The sequence below is a fragment of the Streptomyces triculaminicus genome (assembly GCF_017349075.1).
GTDB lineage: Bacteria > Actinomycetota > Actinomycetes > Streptomycetales > Streptomycetaceae > Streptomyces > Streptomyces triculaminicus.
In genome coordinates this window covers 858,901-874,374 of sequence record NZ_JAFMOF010000003.1, presented here as the reverse complement: position 1 = coordinate 874,374, position 15,474 = coordinate 858,901, and the positions used below count along the sequence as shown (strand labels likewise).

Below are 15,474 nucleotides of genomic sequence, written 5' to 3'. Positions count from 1 at the left end.
CCTCAGGAGGCCGTGCCGGTGGTGGGGCCCGTTCCGGTGCCGGCCGCGGCGTTCTGGCCCGGCGCGGGCGGCGTGGACTGGCCGCCGGTGCCGGCGCCCTGGCCGCCGGCCGCGCCGCCCTTGTCGTCGGTGCCCTTGCCCGCGTCCGGCGACTTGCTCGGCTGAGGCGTGGGGGCCGGGGAGGGCGTGCCGCCGCCCGAGGACGGGGAGGTCGTCGGGTCCGGCGACTTCGTGCCCGCATCCGTGCCCGGCCGCGACACGCCCGGGGACGGCGTGCCGCCCCGGCCCGGCGTCGCGTCCCCGTCGCCGCGCGAGGAGCCGGGCTCCGGCGTCCGCCCGGGGTCCGGGTCCTCGTGCCGTTCCTTCTTCTCCGGCTGGAAGAGCCGGGTGACCGTGACGCCGTCGCCGCCGTCCGCGCTCGAGCCGGAGACCAGCTCCCAGGCGGTCACCGCGCCCATGGCCACGGCGAAGACGAGGCCGGCGGCCAGCGCCGGGCGCTTCCAGCCCCGCAGCCGGGTGCCATGGGTGGTGCCGGAGGAGAATTCCTCGGAGCAGCCGTCGAAGTGCGCCTGATCATGCGCGCCGGCGTACGCACCGGCGTGCGCCCCGGAGGGCGCCGGGTCCGCTGCGGACGGTGACATCTGGTGCAGCAGTTGCGTACGGTCCTCGGCGCTCGGCAGCACCCGCGTCGCGTCGTCCGCCGAGCGGGCCCGGTCCACGGCGCGGCCCGCATCCCGCAGGGGCACTCGGCGAAGCCTGGGCTCCGACTGCACGGTGGCGGCCTCGCGGATCTGCGCGCCCGTACGTGTGAACACGTGGTGAAAGACTGTGCCACCGGTCGTGGCCACCACGCTGACGACGCCGGCGCCAATGACCGTGCCGTATACACCGAGTTTGCCCGCGAGCAGGGCGGCGACCACCGCCGCCAGGGCGCTGCCGGACACCTGTGCGATGCTCAGGTCGAGACGCTTGCCCTTCGTTTTTGCCTCGCTTTCGGCTTTGTCGTCCATCTCCAGCCCCTGTTGGTGTTTTCCGTCCCTCTTGCAGCAAGAAGAGACATTCGAGCGTAACCAACAGTTCCGAATCGGGCGATTGTGTGAACCTCGACACTGCCTGCCATCACGTTCCCGCCCCACGCGCAAGCCCCCCTCAAGGGGCGCATTCCAACTCCCTTGTCGCAGGTGAACTTCCCTGGCGCGCCGATCCACGCCCAGTGGCCCAAATGGAGTACTGTGACGAGCCCTGGCCCCAATATCCCGTCCGGCTGCCCGGATCCACGGGACGGGGGCCCGGGCGGCTCTCGCCCCGTCAACTCGGCAATGTTGTGGCAGGCTGCTACCCGGGCAGGCCACACTCGACTAGCGGAAGCAGCGACGCAGGTGACGTCGGCAGGCACCACCCGGGAGGTCCCCATGCCCGAACTGCGTGTCGTGGCAGTCTCCAACGACGGCACACGGCTGGTTCTCAAGGCTGCGGACAGCACGGAGTACACGCTCCCCATCGATGAGCGGCTCCGTGCCGCAGTGCGCAACGACCGCGCGCGTCTGGGTCAGATCGAGATCGAGGTGGAGAGTCACCTCCGCCCCCGAGACATCCAGGCCCGCATCCGGGCCGGCGCCACCGCCGAGGAGGTCGCGCAGCTCGCGGGCATCCCCGTGGAGCGGGTGCGGCGCTTCGAGGGCCCCGTGCTCGCCGAGCGCGCCTTCATGGCCGAGCGGGCCCGCAAGACGCCCGTACGCCGCCCCGGCGAGAACACCGGCCCACCCCTCGGCGAGACCGTGAACGAGCGGCTCGTGCTGCGCGGCGCCGACAAGGACACCGCCCAGTGGGACTCCTGGCGCCGCGACGACGGCACCTGGGAGGTCCTGCTCGTCTACCGCGCCTCCGGTGAGCCGCGCGCCGCGAGCTGGACGTACGACCCGCCGCGCCGGATCGTTCAGGCGCTGGACGACGAGGCCCGCGCGCTCATCGGCGAGACCGACGACACGCCCGAGCCGAGTTTCCCGTTCGTGCCGCGGATCGCGCGCCTGCCGCGCGACCGGCCGCTGGATCGTTCCCTTGACCGGGACAACCGCCAGGGCTCCAGCGCGCCGGCGGAGCCGGAGGCCTCCTCCGGCGATGCGCCGGCGGACGAGCCGGTCAAGGAGCGGGACTCCCTGACCAGCCTGCTCGAGGCGGTGCCCAGCTTCCGGGGCGACATGATCGTCCCCGAGCCGCCCTCCGCGCCCCCGTCCGTCGCCGCCGACCCGCCGGCGGAGGAGACGGAGGCGGTGGAGCCGCCCGCTCCGGCGGCCAGCGCGGGGTCCGCGTACGCGGATGTGCTCATGCCGCGTTCGGTGGCGGGCCACCGGGACCGCCTGATCGGCACCACGGACCGTCAGGCGGAGGCGGACGGCGTCCGCCCGGGCCGCCGGGCGGCGGTCCCGAGCTGGGACGAGATCGTCTTCGGCACGCGCCGCAAGAAGCAGGAGTAGCGCTTCCTCCGACCGGGGCTGTGCCCCGGCCCCCGATGCGGGGGCCGGGGCACAGCCGCGTCCGGCGCCTCAGCCCGGCAGGGCCCCCGTCGCCACGGGACGGCTCGGGTCGGACGACCATTCGCTCCACGAACCCACGTACAGGGCCGCCGGAATACCGGCCACCGCCATGGCGAGCACCTGGTGGGCGGCGGAGACGCCCGAGCCGCAGTAGACGCCCACCTCCGTGCCGTCGGCCGCGCCGAGCTCCCCGAACCTCGCCGCGAGGTCCTTCGCCGGGCGGAAGCGGCCGTCCTCGCCGACGTTTTCGGCGGTGGGCGCGGAGACGGCGCCGGGGATGTGGCCGGCCACGGCGTCCAGCGGCTCGACCTCGCCGCGGTAGCGCTCCCCCGCCCGGGCGTCGAGCAGCAGCCCCCGGCGTGCCAGCGCCGCCGCTTCGTCGGCGTCGAGCAGCGGCAGCGCCCCCGGGCGCGGCGCGAAGTCGCCCTCGGCCACGGCCGGCTCATCGGTCGTCAGCGCCCCGCCCGCCGCGGTCCAGGCGGCGAGCCCGCCGTCCAGGACCCGTACGAACGGATGTCCGGCCCAGCGCAGCAGCCACCACGCCCGCGCGGCCGCCCAGCCCAGTCCCCCGTCGTAGACCACGACCGGGTGGTCGGCGCGGACTCCCGCGCGGCGCATCGCGGCGCCGAACTCCGCGACGTCCGGCAGCGGATGACGGCCCCTCGCCCCCGGACCCCCGGCGAGCTCGGAGTCCATGTCGACATAGACGGCGCCGGGCAGGTGCCCGGCCCGGTACTCCGGCCGCCCGGGCGGGCCCCCGGGTACGTAGCGGATGTCCAGAAGCGTGGGCGGCCGCTCGCCGGCCGACTCGCCCGCCCATTCCGTTGCGCTGATGATGGCGTCCATACCCCCATCCTGGCGTACCCGGCGTTGCGCCGAACGGCCCCCTGGCCAGACGCCGCGATGCTGATCGATACTGAACGGCGACGGCGCGGACACAGAAGCGGAACGCGAATTCGGGCATCCTCCTGCGGGGAACCGCCAAGCCCGCGACCGGAGCGGGAGCGCGGCCACCACGACGGTGCGAGGAGCGACTGACGATGACCGAGGTATGGGGATCCTCCGGGACCAGCGAGGAGGAGACCCGGCGCCAGACACCGGGCACCCCCTGCTGGACCAGTCTCCTGGTGCACGACCTGGAGACGACCGAGGAGTTCTACGGCGGACTGTTCGGCTGGGACTACTACACCCCCGGGCCGCGCCACATGGGCCCGTACGTACGGGCCACCCTGGACGGGCGGGACGTCGCCGGCATCGGGGAACTCCCGCCGGACCGTCAACTCGAGGGCGGCTGGACCACCTATCTGGCGAGCGACGACGCGGACGTGTGCGCGGAGTGGATCCACTGCTGCGGCGGCACCGTGGGCGTGGGGCCGCTGGCGGCCGAGGACGCCGGGCGGCTGGTGCTGGCCACGGACCCGGCGGGCGCGGCCTTCGGCGTCTGGCAGGGGCGCAGACTGACGGGATCCCGCGCCCAGGGGACGCCGGGAGCCCCGGTCTGGCACGAGCTGGTGACCTACGAGGCCGCCGTCGTACTGAAGTTCTACCGCGCACTCTTCGGATACGAGAGCAAGGCGGCGGGCACGGTCGACACCGACGCGATCACCCTGCACGTGGACGGCCGGCCCGTGGCCGCGATCCGCGGTGCGGGGCCCGCGCTGGAGCGGCCGCACTGGATGACGTACTTCGAGGTGGCGGACGTCGACGCCGCGGCCCGGCGGGTCACCGAGCTGGGCGGACGGGTGCTGGGCGCACCGGCGCCGGGCCCGGCCGGCCGGGTGGCGAAGGTCGCCGACCCCGAGGGCGCGGTCTTCTCGCTGCTGCGGTCGGCGCCCTGACCGCGCGGCCCCTCGTCCGGCGCTAGCGGGACCCGTCCGGGTCCACCGGCAGCACATCGGGCGACAGGGCGGCGGCGCGCGCGGCGGCCGCCGTCAGCCGGCGGCGGTGATGGCGCCGGCACAGCACCTCGTAACCCACCACGGTCTCCGGCTGGTTGACGTCGCCGACGACGACCTGGGCACCCTCGACGACCATCTGTCCGCCGATCGTACGGGCGTTGTGCGTGGCCCGGGCCCCGCACCAGCACAGCGCCTCGACCTGCAGCACCTCCACCCGGTCGGCCAGCTCGATCAGCCGCCGGGAGCCGGGGAAGAGCCGGGTGCGGAAGTCGGTGGTGATGCCGAAGGCGAAGACGTCGAGCTCGAGGTCGTCGACGACCCGGGCCAGCTGGTCGACCTGCTCGGGCTCGAGGAACTGCGCCTCGTCGGCGATGACGTAGTCGGCCCGGCCGCCCGCCGAGAGGTGGCCGACGAGGTGGGCGTAGAAGTCGAAGCCCTCGCCCGCCTCCACCGAATCGGTCACCAGACCGAGCCGGGAGGACAGCTTGCCCTCGCCCGCGCGGTCGTTGCGGGTGAAGATCCGGCCTTGCAGGCCGCGGGCGGAGCGGTTGTGCTCGATCTGCAGAGCGAGGGTGCTCTTTCCGCAGTCCATCGTTCCGGAGAAGAACACCAGCTCGGGCATGGGAAGGCCAATGCCTTTCGTTAGTCGTCGGGGCGTTCGTCGTGGGGGCGGGAACGCGCGTCGGGGGGAGCGCCCGGGTCAGGGGCGCGCTTCGGTCACGAGCTCACGTCGGTCAGGTGCGCACTTCGAGGAGCGGCACGAGCTGCTCGACGGGCGTCATCGAGCCGTGCAGCCCGACCATCTTCGACTCGTTGGGCTCGGTCTCCGTGGCGACGATCGCGATGTCGTCGCGGGCGGCGGCGACCACGTCGCCGATCCGTGCGTACACCCGGTCGTCGACGCCCTCGCCGGGCGGGCCGAACCAGCCCGCCTCGATCGCCTCGTCGCGGCCGGCGACCCACATCTGCTCGCCGAGCACCTCGCGCCAGACCGCCAGGACGTCGTCCGCGGCACCCGGAACCGCGTAGACGTGCCGGGCGCGGGCCTCGCCGCCCAGCAGCGCCACGCCCGCGCGCAGCTCCCAGTCCTCGTCGAAGTCGATGCGCGACTCCGGGTCGAACGGGATGTCGATCATGCCGTGGTCGGCGGTGACGTACAGGGCGGAGCGCGGGGGCAGCCGCTCGGCCAGGCGCCGGGCGAGCAGGTCCACGTACATCAGCTGACCGCGCCACTCCTCGGAGTCGACGCCGAAGCGGTGCCCCTTGCCGTCCACCTCGCTGTAGTAGGTGTAGACGAGCGAGCGGTCGGCGGCGCCGAGCCGGTCGGCGGCGAAGTCCATCCGCTCCTCGCCGGAGAGGCGGCCGTGGAAGGTGCCGCCGCTGAGCGCGACCTTGGTCAGCGGGGTGTGCTCGAAGTCGGGGGCCGAGACCTGGCAGGTGGCGATGCCGGCGGCGTCGGCGCGCTGGAAGACCGTGGGGTAGGGCTGCCAGACGTGCGGGTCGGTCCAGGGGCGCCAGCGCAGCTGGTTCATCAGCCGGCCGGTGGCCGGGTCGGCGACGGTGTAGCCGGGCAGGCCGTGGGCGCCGGGCGGCAGGCCCGTGCCCACCGAGGCGAGCGAGGTCGCCGTGGTGGAGGGGAAGCCCGCGGTCATGGGCTCGCCGGTGCCGTTCATGGACGTCGGCAGCAGCGAGTGCAGGAACGGCGCCTCGTCGGGGTGGTCGCGCAGCAGCTCCCAGCCCAGGCCGTCGATCAGGAAGACGCACACCCGGTCGGCGGGCGCCAGCTCCATGCCGCTCGACATGCCCGGCACGCCCAGGCCCGCCGCGATGGTGGGCAGCAGGTCGGCGAGGGAGCCGGTGCCGTAGCGGGGCAGCGGGGCGTCACGCGGGTCGAGCGGGGCCGGCTCGGGCCAGGCGGAGCCGGCGAAGGCGGGAGAGGACATCAGCGGGCGGTCGCCGCGGTGGCCTCGGAGAGCGACTGGGCGAACGCCAGGGCCTGGCGGACCGTGTCCGGCCCGTCGCCCGCCTCGCTGACGCGCAGGCTCAGGTCGTCGGCGGTGGAGGAGCCGGTGTAGCCGTGGTCGGCGTCGCAGTTGGGGTCGCCGCAGGCGGCGGGCTCCAGGTCGATGCGGGACACCGCGCCCCAGCCGATGGTCAGCACGACCTCGCGGGGCAGGGTGCCCGGGGTGTAGGACTCGGGGTTCGCCACGACGCGGCTGAGCACGACCGAGGAGATGCGGTCGAGCTTGACCGACTCCGTGGAGGTGGTGGCGTAGGGCGACGGGGAGGTGTTGTCGGCGGCCTGCTCGTCGGTGTGGCTGACGATGAATCGGGTGCCGGTCAGGACGAGGACCGTGACATGACGGCGGACCTCGTTGGAATCGAAGGTCGTCTCCTGGTGGACCAGGTACGACACGACCGGCTCCCCGCCCACGGCGGCCTCCACCGCCTCGGCCACGAGAGCCGGGTAATAGCCGCTGCGCTCGATAGCTGCGCGCAGCCCCTGGGTCGTCGTACCGGTCTTCGCCATACGCCCCATTCTACGGGGCGTATGGGGCCCTCCTGCCGGGGCCTGTTCCGGCGGGAGGGACGGATCCGGCCGGGGTCAGATCGACGGCAGGCTGCGCGGGCCCACGTCGGTGCGGGCGGGCGGCGGCGCGAGGCGCAGGGACGCGCCGAGCACATGAACGCCGTGCGGGGCGACGATCACGGGCTCCAGGTCGGCGCCCACGACCTCGGGGTGATCGTCGACCAGCCGGGACACGCGCAGCAGCAACTCCTCCAGGGCCGGGGTGTCGACGGGCGTGGAGCCGCGCCAGCCGAAGAGCAGGGGCGCCGTGCGCACCGAGCGGATCAGCTCGGCGGCGTCGCGGTCGGTGGCCGGAACGAGGCGGTGGGCGGTGTCCCCGAGCAGCAGGGAGGGGGCGCCGGCCAGCCCGAAGGACAGCACGGCGCCGGCCGCGGGGTCGATGGCGGCCCGCACGACCGTGTCGACGCCGCGCGGGGCCATGGACTGCACGACCAGGCGCAGCTCCTCGGGGCCGCCGAGCAGCTCGGTCAATTCCGCGTACGCCCGGCGCAGTTCCGCCTCGCCGCCGAGGTCGAGGCGGACGCCGCCGAGGTCGGCGCGGTGCCGCAGGTGGGGTGCGGTGGGCTTGAGGGCGACGGGGAAGCCGAGCCGGTGGGCGGCGCGGACGGCGCTGTCGGGGTCGGGCGCGGGCAGGGCGGGCAGCACCGCGATCCCGTACCGGGCGAGCAGGCGCTGGGTGTCGGGGGCGGAGAGCGTCACGGCGCGCGGGCCGGTGGCGTTGTGGGCCCGCAACAGCACGTCGATGTCGGCGGCGGCGCCGCCCTCGTCGATGTCCTCGTACTCCGGCACCCGCCCGGGGTCGGCGGCCTGGCGGCGCCAGCGGGCGTAGCGCACGGCCTCGGTCAGGGCCCGTACGGCCCGCTCGGCGGCGGGGAAGGCGGGGATGCGGACGGCGGGCGCGGGGTCCTGCTCGCCGGCGGTGTCCGGCGGGGCGGCGAGCGCCTCGGCGAGGCCGGGGATCTCCAGGTGGACGACGGCGACGGGCTTGGGGGTGTCCGGCGCGGCCTGGGCGACCGCCTCGCGGACGGCGGCCGCGAGGTCGGCGGCCGAGGCGCCGCCGACCCAGGGGATGGCGGTGACGACGACGGCGTCGCAGGCCCGGTCGGCGAGGGCCTCGGCCAGGGCGGCGCGGAAGTCGGCCGGGGCGGCGGAGGTGGTCAGGTCGCGGGGCAGCAGCGGGCGCAGGCCGTCCGTGAGGCAGGCGTCGTAGGTCAGCAGGGACAGCGACTGGGAGTTGCCGAGGATGGCCACGCGGGGGCCGGCGGGCAGCGGCTGCGAGGCCAGGAGCAGCCCGGTGTCGGCGAGCTCGGTGACGGTGTCGACGCGGATGACGCCGGCCTGGCGCAGCAGGTCGGAGACGGTGGTGTCGGGGATGCGGGTGGTGCGTACGGCGTGGCCGGCGGGGGCGGCGGCGCCGTGCCGCGCGCCCTTGACGACGACCAGGGGCTTGCGGGCGGAGGTCCGCCGGGCCAGGCGGGCGAACTTGCGGGGGTTCCCGATCGACTCCAGGTACATGAGGGCGACGTCGGTGTCGGGGTCGTCGTGCCAGTACTGCAGGACGTCGTTGCCGGAGAGGTCGGCGCGGTTGCCGGCGGAGACGAAGGTCGACAGGCCCACCAGTCCGGCGGCGCGGCGGTGGAGGCCGGAGAGCAGGGCGATGCCGATGGCCCCGGACTGGCTGAAGAGGCCGACGCGTCCGGCGGCGGGGAGCTCGGGCGACAGGGAGGCGTTGAGCCGGACGCCCTCGGCGGTGTTGATCACGCCGAAGGAGTTGGGGCCGATGACGCGCATGCCGTAGGAGCGGGCCTGGCGGACCAGCTCGCGCTGGCGGTGGCGGCCGGCGGGGCCGTTCTCGGCGTATCCGGCGGACAGGACGACGAGCCCCTGGACGCCGTGCTCGCCGCACTCGGCGACGACGGAGGGCACGTGCTCGGCGGGCACGGCGACGACGGCGAGGTCCACGGGCTCCTGGATGCCGAGCACGGAGCGGTGGGCGGGCACGCCCTCCGGCTCCAGCACCGAAAGGTCCTCGGGGAAGGACCGGTTGACCGCGTACGCGCGTCCCGTGAAGCCGCCGGCCAGGAGGTTGTCCAGGACGGTCCGGCCCATGCCGCCGGGGCGGCGTCCGGCGCCGACGACGGCGACGGAGCCGGGGGCGAGCAGGCGCTCGACGGAGCGGGCCTCGGCGAGCCGCTCGCGGGCGCGCTGGACGGCGAGCGACTTGTCGGTGGGCTCGAGGTCGAGCTCGAGGCGGACGACGCCGTCCTCGAAGCTGCGCTTCTGGGTGTAGCCCGCGTCCGTGAAGACCTTGATCATCTTGCTGTTGGCGGGCAGCACCTCGGCGGCGAACCGCCTGATGGAGCGCTCGCGGGCGACGGCCGCGACGTGCTCGAGGAGGGCGGAGGCCACGCCCCGGCCCTGGTGGGCGTCCTGGACGAGGAAGGCGACCTCGGCCTCGTCCGCCGGGGCGGAGGAGGGCATGCCGCGGGCGTCGATGCGGTCGTAGCGGACGGTGGCGATGAACTCGCCGCCGACGGTCGCCGCCAGGCCCACCCGGTCGACGTAGTCGTGGTGGGTGAAGCGGTGCACGTCCCGGTCGGAGAGACGGGGGTAGGGCGCGAAGAAGCGGTAGTACTTGGACTCGTCCGAGACCTGTTCGTAGAAGCTGACCAGGCGCTGGGCGTCGTCGGGCGTGATGGGGCGGATCCGTGCGGTGCCGCCGTCACGGAGGACGACATCCGCTTCCCAGTGGGCCGGGTAGGCGTGCTCGGGCGGCGAGTGCATGGGGCCAGGGTAAGGCCGGGCGCGGGCGGTCAGGAGGCGGCGTCCGGCCCCGCCTCACGGGGCCGCCCGGCCCTGCCCCGGGCGCGCGCCGGGGCACCGCGCACCCCGTGCAACAATGGTCTAGACAACCTCTCCCGACTTGAAGGGCAACACCATGGTTGAGCGCCGCGTAAACGTCGGTTGGGCCGATGGCCTGCACGCCCGCCCCGCGTCGATCTTCGTCCGTGCGGCGAACGCCGCCGGCGTCCCCGTGACGATCGCGAAGGCGGGCGGCAACCCCGTCAACGCCGCCTCCATGCTCGCCGTGCTGGGCCTGGGCGCCCAGGGTGGCGAGGAGATCGTGCTCGCCACGGAGGCGGAGGGCGCCGAGGCCGCGCTCGACCGTCTGGCCAGGCTGGTCGGCGAGGGGCTCGAGGAGCTCCCGGAGACCGTCTGATCCACCCGGATCCCGTCCCGCCGCCGCACGGCGGGTGCACGACGGGGCCGCGGCCGCCCCGAGGGCGCCGCGGCCCCGTCGTCGTATGCGCGACCCCGCTACGGACACAGACCGCCACGAATTCCCGGCCGCTATTTCTCCATGAATAGCGGCGGGTTGTTAAGAACGGGCGATCGCGGTGTTTACGGATTGTTTCGGCGGGCGCACCTGCTGGGCGACCTGCGCACGGCGCGTGCGGAATTCACCGGCGCCACGGTCCGCGCGGGCCGCGGCGAGCGCCCGGGCCCGCTCGGCGTCACCCCGGGCCACGGCGTCCACGAGCGCACCGCACGCCTCCCACGCCTCCAGGGGCCTCGCGGGCGGCTCGGCCACATAGACCCAGGCGATCTTGCGCCGCAGCTGGGTGAGCAGCGTGGCGAGGCTGGGGCTGCCGGAGGCCTGGGCCATGGTCTCGTCGAACCAGTCGCCGAGCGGCCGCAGCTCGCCCGTGCGGCCCGCGCGGGCCCGCTCCTGGCCCAGGCGGACGAGGCCGCGCAGGACCTTCAGATGGGCCTCGGTACGCCGCTGCGCGGCGCGGGCGGCCCCCAGCGGCTCCAGCAGGGCGCGGACGTCGAGGAGGTCCGCCGCCTCCTGCTCGGTGGGTTCGGCGACGCAGGCGCCGGCGTGCCGGCGGGTGGTGACGAAGCCCTCGGAGGCGAGGGTGCGCAGCGCCTCGCGCACGGGTACCCGGGAGACGCCGTAGCGGCGGGCGAGGAGTTCCTCGATGAGCCGGCTGCCGGGCGGGAAAACCCCGGAGACGATGTCGTCGCGAATCGCCGTGCACACGGCGTGCGCGGAAATACGGCGGCTCCCCTGCGCCGCTTCACCACCGCCGTTCACGTACGGCCCCGCATGGCTGTACCTCCGCCTTACGACCTAATCTCCCGCGATGCGCGGCCGATTGACACCCGTTCAGCGACTCTATGGCAATCCCCGGCGATTTCCGATGGTGCAGGGGATTCATGGATATTTTTTGGCCAACGCCGGTGGGCGGGACGACGACAAGGCCCCGGCCGGGGGCCGGGGCCTTGCGTGAAGTGCGGTGCCGTGAAGACCGCGGGACCTACAGGCTGACGCCGTGCGCGCTCATGTAGGCGATCGGGTCGATGTCGGAGCCGTAGGTGGCGGCGGTGCGGGCCTCGAAGTGCAGGTGCGGGCCGGTGACGTTGCCCGTGGCGCCCGAGAGGCCGATCTGCTGGCCCGGGGTGACCGTCTGGCCGACGGAGACGTCGATCGACGACAGGTGGCCGTACTGGGTGTAGGTGCCGTCGTTGTGCTTGATGACGACGTTGTTGCCGTACGCGCCGCCCCAGCCGGCCTCGACGATGGTGCCGGCGGCGACCGCGTGGACCGAGGTGCCGGTCTCGGCGTGGAGGTCGATGCCGGTGTGGCTGCCGGAGGACCACAGGCCGCTGGAGGCCTTGTAGGAGGTGGAGACGTAGGAGCCGTCGATGGGGCTCACATAGGTGCCCAGGCGCTTGCGCTCCTCGTCGCGCGCGGCACGCTCCTTGGCCTCGCGCTCCTCCTTGATCTTGCGCTCGGCCTCCGCGTGGCGCTCCTTGGCGTCGGAGGCCTTCTTCTGGGCGGTCTCCTCGGCCTGCAGGCGGGCGGCGGCCTCGTCGGCGGCGCTGCGCTGGGTCTCGGCCTGGGCGCCCACGTTGTCGGCCATGACGTCACTGATGACGACGGCCTGGGTCAGCCCGGTGTCCTCGGGACCACGCGAGTCGTCGGAGGCGGCGAAGGCCGGGGCGGCGACGCCGGCGACCACGCCGGCGGCAGTGAGGGTGGCTATGCCCGCGACGTTGGCGCTGACGCGCGCGGCTCGGCTCGGACGACGGTGCTTCCCCATGGCTGGGCGAATCCTTTCCTTCCCTCTCGCCTACCGGGTTAGCTGACGGGTTCGGAGCAGGAAGGTCTCCTACGGCTCCCTCGTGAAAGGGGGCCGATTCACCCCAGGGACATGTGGGTCCCCGGCTCCCCTCGCTGGTGCTTCGGGGACTCGGCGATGGCTGCCCGGGACCGCGGATGCGGCTCCGATCTGACGGACTGCCGCCCTGACGCTAATCGGCGTCAGATTCGAACGGCAAACAGATCCGGGCTTTTATGACGTACGCCACACGACCAACATGCAACCACTGCGCGAAATCGGACATAAAGGAGGCGCGTGGGTCTCGCTCGACCCACGCGCCTCACATGTCCGGCAATGTCCGGCTCAGCGGCCGGGCGGAACAGGGGGGTTGAGCCCCTGTCAGCGTCCGCCGAGGGCCGCCGGTCCTGGCCGGTCAGGCCGGGATGACCGTCACCTCGCCGAGGCCCAGCGCCTTGACGGGCTCGGTGATCTCGGAGGCGTCCCCGACGAGGACGGTGACGAGCCGGTCGGCCGGGAAGGCGCTCACGACGGCCGCCGTGGCCTCCACCGTGCCGGTGTCGGCGAGGCGTTCGTACAGCCGCGCCTGGAAGTCGTCCGGCAGATACTGCTCGACCTGGTCGGCGAGGGTGCCCGCGACGGCGGCGGCCGTCTCGTACTTCAGCGGGGCGACGCCCACCAGGTTCTGCACGGCCACGTCCCGCTCGGCCTCGGTCAGGCCCTCGGCGGCGAGCGTGCGCAGCACCGCCCAGAGGTCCTCGAGCGCCGGACCGGTGTTGGGGGTGTCCACGGAGCCGCTGATGGCCAGCAGGGACAGGCCCGTGCCGTCGGGGGCGGAGCGCAGGACCTGGCCGAAGGAGCGCACGCCGTAGGTGTAGCCCTTCTCCTCGCGCAGGACGCGGTCCAGGCGGGAGGTCAGCGTGCCGCCCAGGCAGTACGTGCCGAGCACCTGGGCGGGCCAGACGCGGTCGTGCCGGTCGGGGCCGACGCGGCCCAGCAGCAGCTGGGTCTGGACGGCGCCGGGGCGGTCCACGATCACCACACGGCCGGTGTCGTCGGCGGTGACCGGCGGCACGGGGCGGAGCTGGGCGGCGGAGCCGGTCCAGGCGCCGAGGGACTCGGTGAGCGCCTGGTCCAGGTCGACGCCGGTGAAGTCGCCGACGACGACGGCGGTGGCGGTGGCCGGGCGGATGTGGGCCTCGTAGAAGGCGCGCACGGAGGCGGCGTCGATGCGCTCGACGGTCTCCTGGCTGCCCTGGCGCGGCCGCGACATGCGGGAGTCCGCCGGGAAGAGCTGGGCGGACAGCGCCATGGCGGCCCGGCGGGCGGGGTTGGCCAGCTCGTGCGGGATCTCGTCGAGGCGGTTGTTGACCAGGCGCTCGACCTCGTTGTCCGGGAAGGCCGGGGCGCGCAGGGCGTCGGCCAGCAGGCCCAGGGCCTTCGGCAGCCGGGAAGCCGGGACCTCCAGGGACAGCCGCACGCCCGGGTGGTCGGCGTGGGCGTCGAGGGTGGCGCCGCAGCGCTCCAGCTCGGCGGTGAAGTCCTCGGCGCTGAGCTTGTCGGTGCCCTCGGAGAAGGCCCGCGCCATGATCGTGGCCACGCCGTCGAGGCCCTCGGGCTCGGCGTCCAGGGGCGCGTCCAGGCAGATCTCGACGGCGATGACCTGCTGGCCGGGGCGGTGGCAGCGCAGCACGGTCAGGCCGTTGGACAGCTGCCCGCGCTCGGGGGCCGGGAAGGCCCAGGGAGTGGCCTGCCCCGGCTCGGGCTGGGGGTGGAAGACCATCGAAGGCGCGGTCCCCGGGATGCTCGCGGCTGCGGCGTCGCTCACTGAGCCGTCTCCTCTTCCTCGTTCTTGTCGGCGCCGTCGTCGGCCTGGGGCGCGGTCGGCTCGTAGACCAGCACCGCGCGGTTGTCGGGGTGCAGCCGGGCCTTGGCGACCGCCTGCACCTCCTCGGGGGTGATGTCCAGGACGCGCTGCACGGCGGTGAGGGCCAGCTGCGGGTCGCCGAACAGCACGGCGAAGCGGCACAGTTCGTCGGCGCGGCCGCTGACGGTGGCGAGCCGGTCCAGCCACTCGCGCTCCAGCTGGGCCTGGGCGCGCTCCATCTCCTGCGGGGTGGGCCCCTCGACGGCGAAGCGGGCCAGCTCGTCGTCGACGGCGGCCTCGATGTCGGCCACCTCGAAGCCGCCGGACGCCTTGACGTCCAGCCATCCCAGGGAGGGGGCGCCGGCCAGGCGCAGCAGGCCGAAGCCGGCGGCGACGGCGGAGCGGTCGTGGCGCACGAGGCGGTTGTGCAGGCGCGAGGACTCGCCGCCGCCGAGAACGGTCAGGGCCAGGTCGGCGGCGTCCGCCTCGCGCGTGCCGTCGTGCGGCAGGCGGTAGGCGGCCATCAGGGCGCGGGAGGGGACCTCCTCGCGGACGATCTCGCGCAGCTGCTCGCCGAGGGTGTCCGGCAGGGAGCCGTCACGGGGCGGCTGCTTGCCGTCGTGCGCGGGGATGGAACCGAAGTACTTCTCGATCCAGGCGAGCGTCTGCTCCGGGTCGATGTCGCCGACGACCGAGAGGACGGCGTTGCCGGGCGCGTAGTACGTGCGGAAGAAGGCGCGCGCGTCCTCCAGGGAGGCGGCGTCCAGGTCGGCCATCGAGCCGATGGGGGTGTGGTGGTACGGGTGGCCCTCGGGGTAGGCCATGGCCGTCAGCTTCTCGAACGCGGTGCCGTAGGGCACGTTGTCGTAGCGCTGGCGGCGCTCGTTCTTGACGACGTCGCGCTGGTTCTCCATGGACTCGTCGTCGAGCGCGGTGAGCAGCGAGCCCATCCGGTCCGCCTCGAGCCACAGGGCCAGCTCCACCTGGTGGGCGGGCATGGTCTCGAAGTAGTTGGTGCGCTCGAAGCTGGTGGTGCCGTTGAGCGAGCCGCCCGCGCCCTGCACCAGCTCGAAGTGGCCGTTGCCCTTGACCTGCGCCGAGCCCTGGAACATCAGGTGTTCGAAGAGGTGGGCGAGGCCGGTGCGGCCCTTGACTTCGTGGCGCGAGCCGACGTCGTACCAGAGGCAGACCGCGGCCACCGGCGTCAGGTGGTCCTCGGAGAGGACCACCCGCAGGCCGTTGGCCAGGCGGTGCTCGGTCGCTTTCAGACCGCCGGCGGCGGCCTGTTGCGTGGCCGTGTGACCCATGGGCATGTACGTCCCTTCGATCTCTTGAGATCCCGCGGTGCCTCGCGACGACTCGCGTGATGAACAGTGCTGTCACTGTATGCAAGCGCACCGACATCCGGAGAAGTTCCCGGCCCCCGCCACCCTTCCCGGACGGGTCGCGGTCGGGGTTG

At 74.0% G+C, this 15,474-nt stretch carries 13 protein-coding genes and 1 riboswitch; of the genes, 3 read left to right on the top strand and 10 right to left on the bottom strand.

Annotation, left to right across the window (positions count from 1 at the left end):
* Positions 1–2: 2 nt before the first annotated feature.
* On the bottom strand, positions 3–1,010 hold the full coding sequence (locus J1792_RS22475; RefSeq protein ID WP_207248043.1) for a hypothetical protein: 1,008 nt from the start codon (positions 1,008–1,010) through the stop codon (positions 3–5).
* A gap of 369 nt (positions 1,011–1,379) precedes the next feature.
* On the opposite strand from J1792_RS22475, the gene sepH reads away from it, so the two are divergent.
* Complete coding sequence (gene sepH / locus J1792_RS22470; RefSeq protein ID WP_086567249.1) at positions 1,380–2,474, top strand: septation protein SepH; 1,095 nt, start codon at positions 1,380–1,382, stop codon at positions 2,472–2,474.
* A 69-nt stretch (positions 2,475–2,543) separates the two neighbouring features.
* On the opposite strand, the gene J1792_RS22465 is transcribed toward sepH, so the two are convergent.
* Positions 2,544–3,380 (bottom strand): sulfurtransferase, encoded by an 837-nt coding sequence (locus J1792_RS22465; protein ID WP_207248042.1) that lies wholly within the window; start codon positions 3,378–3,380, stop codon positions 2,544–2,546.
* A gap of 194 nt (positions 3,381–3,574) precedes the next feature.
* Here J1792_RS22465 and J1792_RS22460 point away from each other — a divergent pair, with 194 nt between their 5' ends.
* Complete coding sequence (locus J1792_RS22460) at positions 3,575–4,372, top strand: VOC family protein (RefSeq protein ID WP_086567247.1); 798 nt, start codon at positions 3,575–3,577, stop codon at positions 4,370–4,372.
* A 22-nt stretch (positions 4,373–4,394) separates the two neighbouring features.
* Here the strand turns inward: J1792_RS22460 and J1792_RS22455 are convergent, their stop codons facing one another.
* The 4 genes from J1792_RS22455 to J1792_RS22440 form a co-directional block, all read right to left on the bottom strand.
* A complete protein-coding gene (locus J1792_RS22455; RefSeq protein WP_086567246.1) occupies positions 4,395–5,054 on the bottom strand; it encodes a thymidine kinase in 660 nt (219 codons plus the stop codon).
* Positions 5,055–5,166: 112 nt separating this feature from the next.
* Positions 5,167–6,375, bottom strand: coding sequence for an alkaline phosphatase family protein (locus tag J1792_RS22450; RefSeq protein ID WP_086567244.1), 1,209 nt, complete (start codon positions 6,373–6,375; stop codon positions 5,167–5,169).
* Positions 6,375–6,962 carry a DUF5998 family protein gene (locus tag J1792_RS22445; RefSeq protein WP_086567243.1) on the bottom strand — a complete coding sequence of 196 codons (588 nt, stop codon included), beginning with the start codon at positions 6,960–6,962 and terminating at the stop codon, positions 6,375–6,377. Before J1792_RS22445 ends, J1792_RS22450 begins: the two co-directional genes overlap by 1 nt.
* Before the next feature lie 75 nt (positions 6,963–7,037).
* Positions 7,038–9,806 (bottom strand): bifunctional acetate--CoA ligase family protein/GNAT family N-acetyltransferase, encoded by a 2,769-nt coding sequence (locus tag J1792_RS22440; RefSeq protein ID WP_086567241.1) that lies wholly within the window; start codon positions 9,804–9,806, stop codon positions 7,038–7,040.
* A gap of 154 nt (positions 9,807–9,960) precedes the next feature.
* On the opposite strand from J1792_RS22440, the gene J1792_RS22435 reads away from it, so the two are divergent.
* Positions 9,961–10,242, top strand: a complete 282-nt coding sequence (locus J1792_RS22435) for an HPr family phosphocarrier protein (protein WP_086567239.1) — start codon at positions 9,961–9,963, stop codon at positions 10,240–10,242.
* Between the two features lie 159 nt (positions 10,243–10,401).
* On the opposite strand, the gene J1792_RS22430 is transcribed toward J1792_RS22435, so the two are convergent.
* The 4 genes from J1792_RS22430 to J1792_RS22415 form a co-directional block, all read right to left on the bottom strand.
* Positions 10,402–11,121: a GntR family transcriptional regulator gene (locus J1792_RS22430; RefSeq protein ID WP_086567237.1), complete on the bottom strand. Its 720-nt coding sequence runs from the start codon at positions 11,119–11,121 to the stop codon at positions 10,402–10,404.
* A gap of 223 nt (positions 11,122–11,344) precedes the next feature.
* Complete coding sequence (locus J1792_RS22425; RefSeq protein ID WP_086567236.1) at positions 11,345–12,130, bottom strand: M23 family metallopeptidase; 786 nt, start codon at positions 12,128–12,130, stop codon at positions 11,345–11,347.
* Positions 12,131–12,142: 12 nt separating this feature from the next.
* A riboswitch (cyclic di-AMP (ydaO/yuaA leader) is annotated at positions 12,143–12,296 on the bottom strand.
* A gap of 267 nt (positions 12,297–12,563) precedes the next feature.
* A complete protein-coding gene (locus J1792_RS22420; protein ID WP_086567258.1) occupies positions 12,564–13,931 on the bottom strand; it encodes a M16 family metallopeptidase in 1,368 nt (455 codons plus the stop codon).
* A gap of 41 nt (positions 13,932–13,972) precedes the next feature.
* Complete coding sequence (locus tag J1792_RS22415) at positions 13,973–15,322, bottom strand: M16 family metallopeptidase (protein ID WP_086567234.1); 1,350 nt, start codon at positions 15,320–15,322, stop codon at positions 13,973–13,975.
* Positions 15,323–15,474 lie beyond the last annotated feature (152 nt).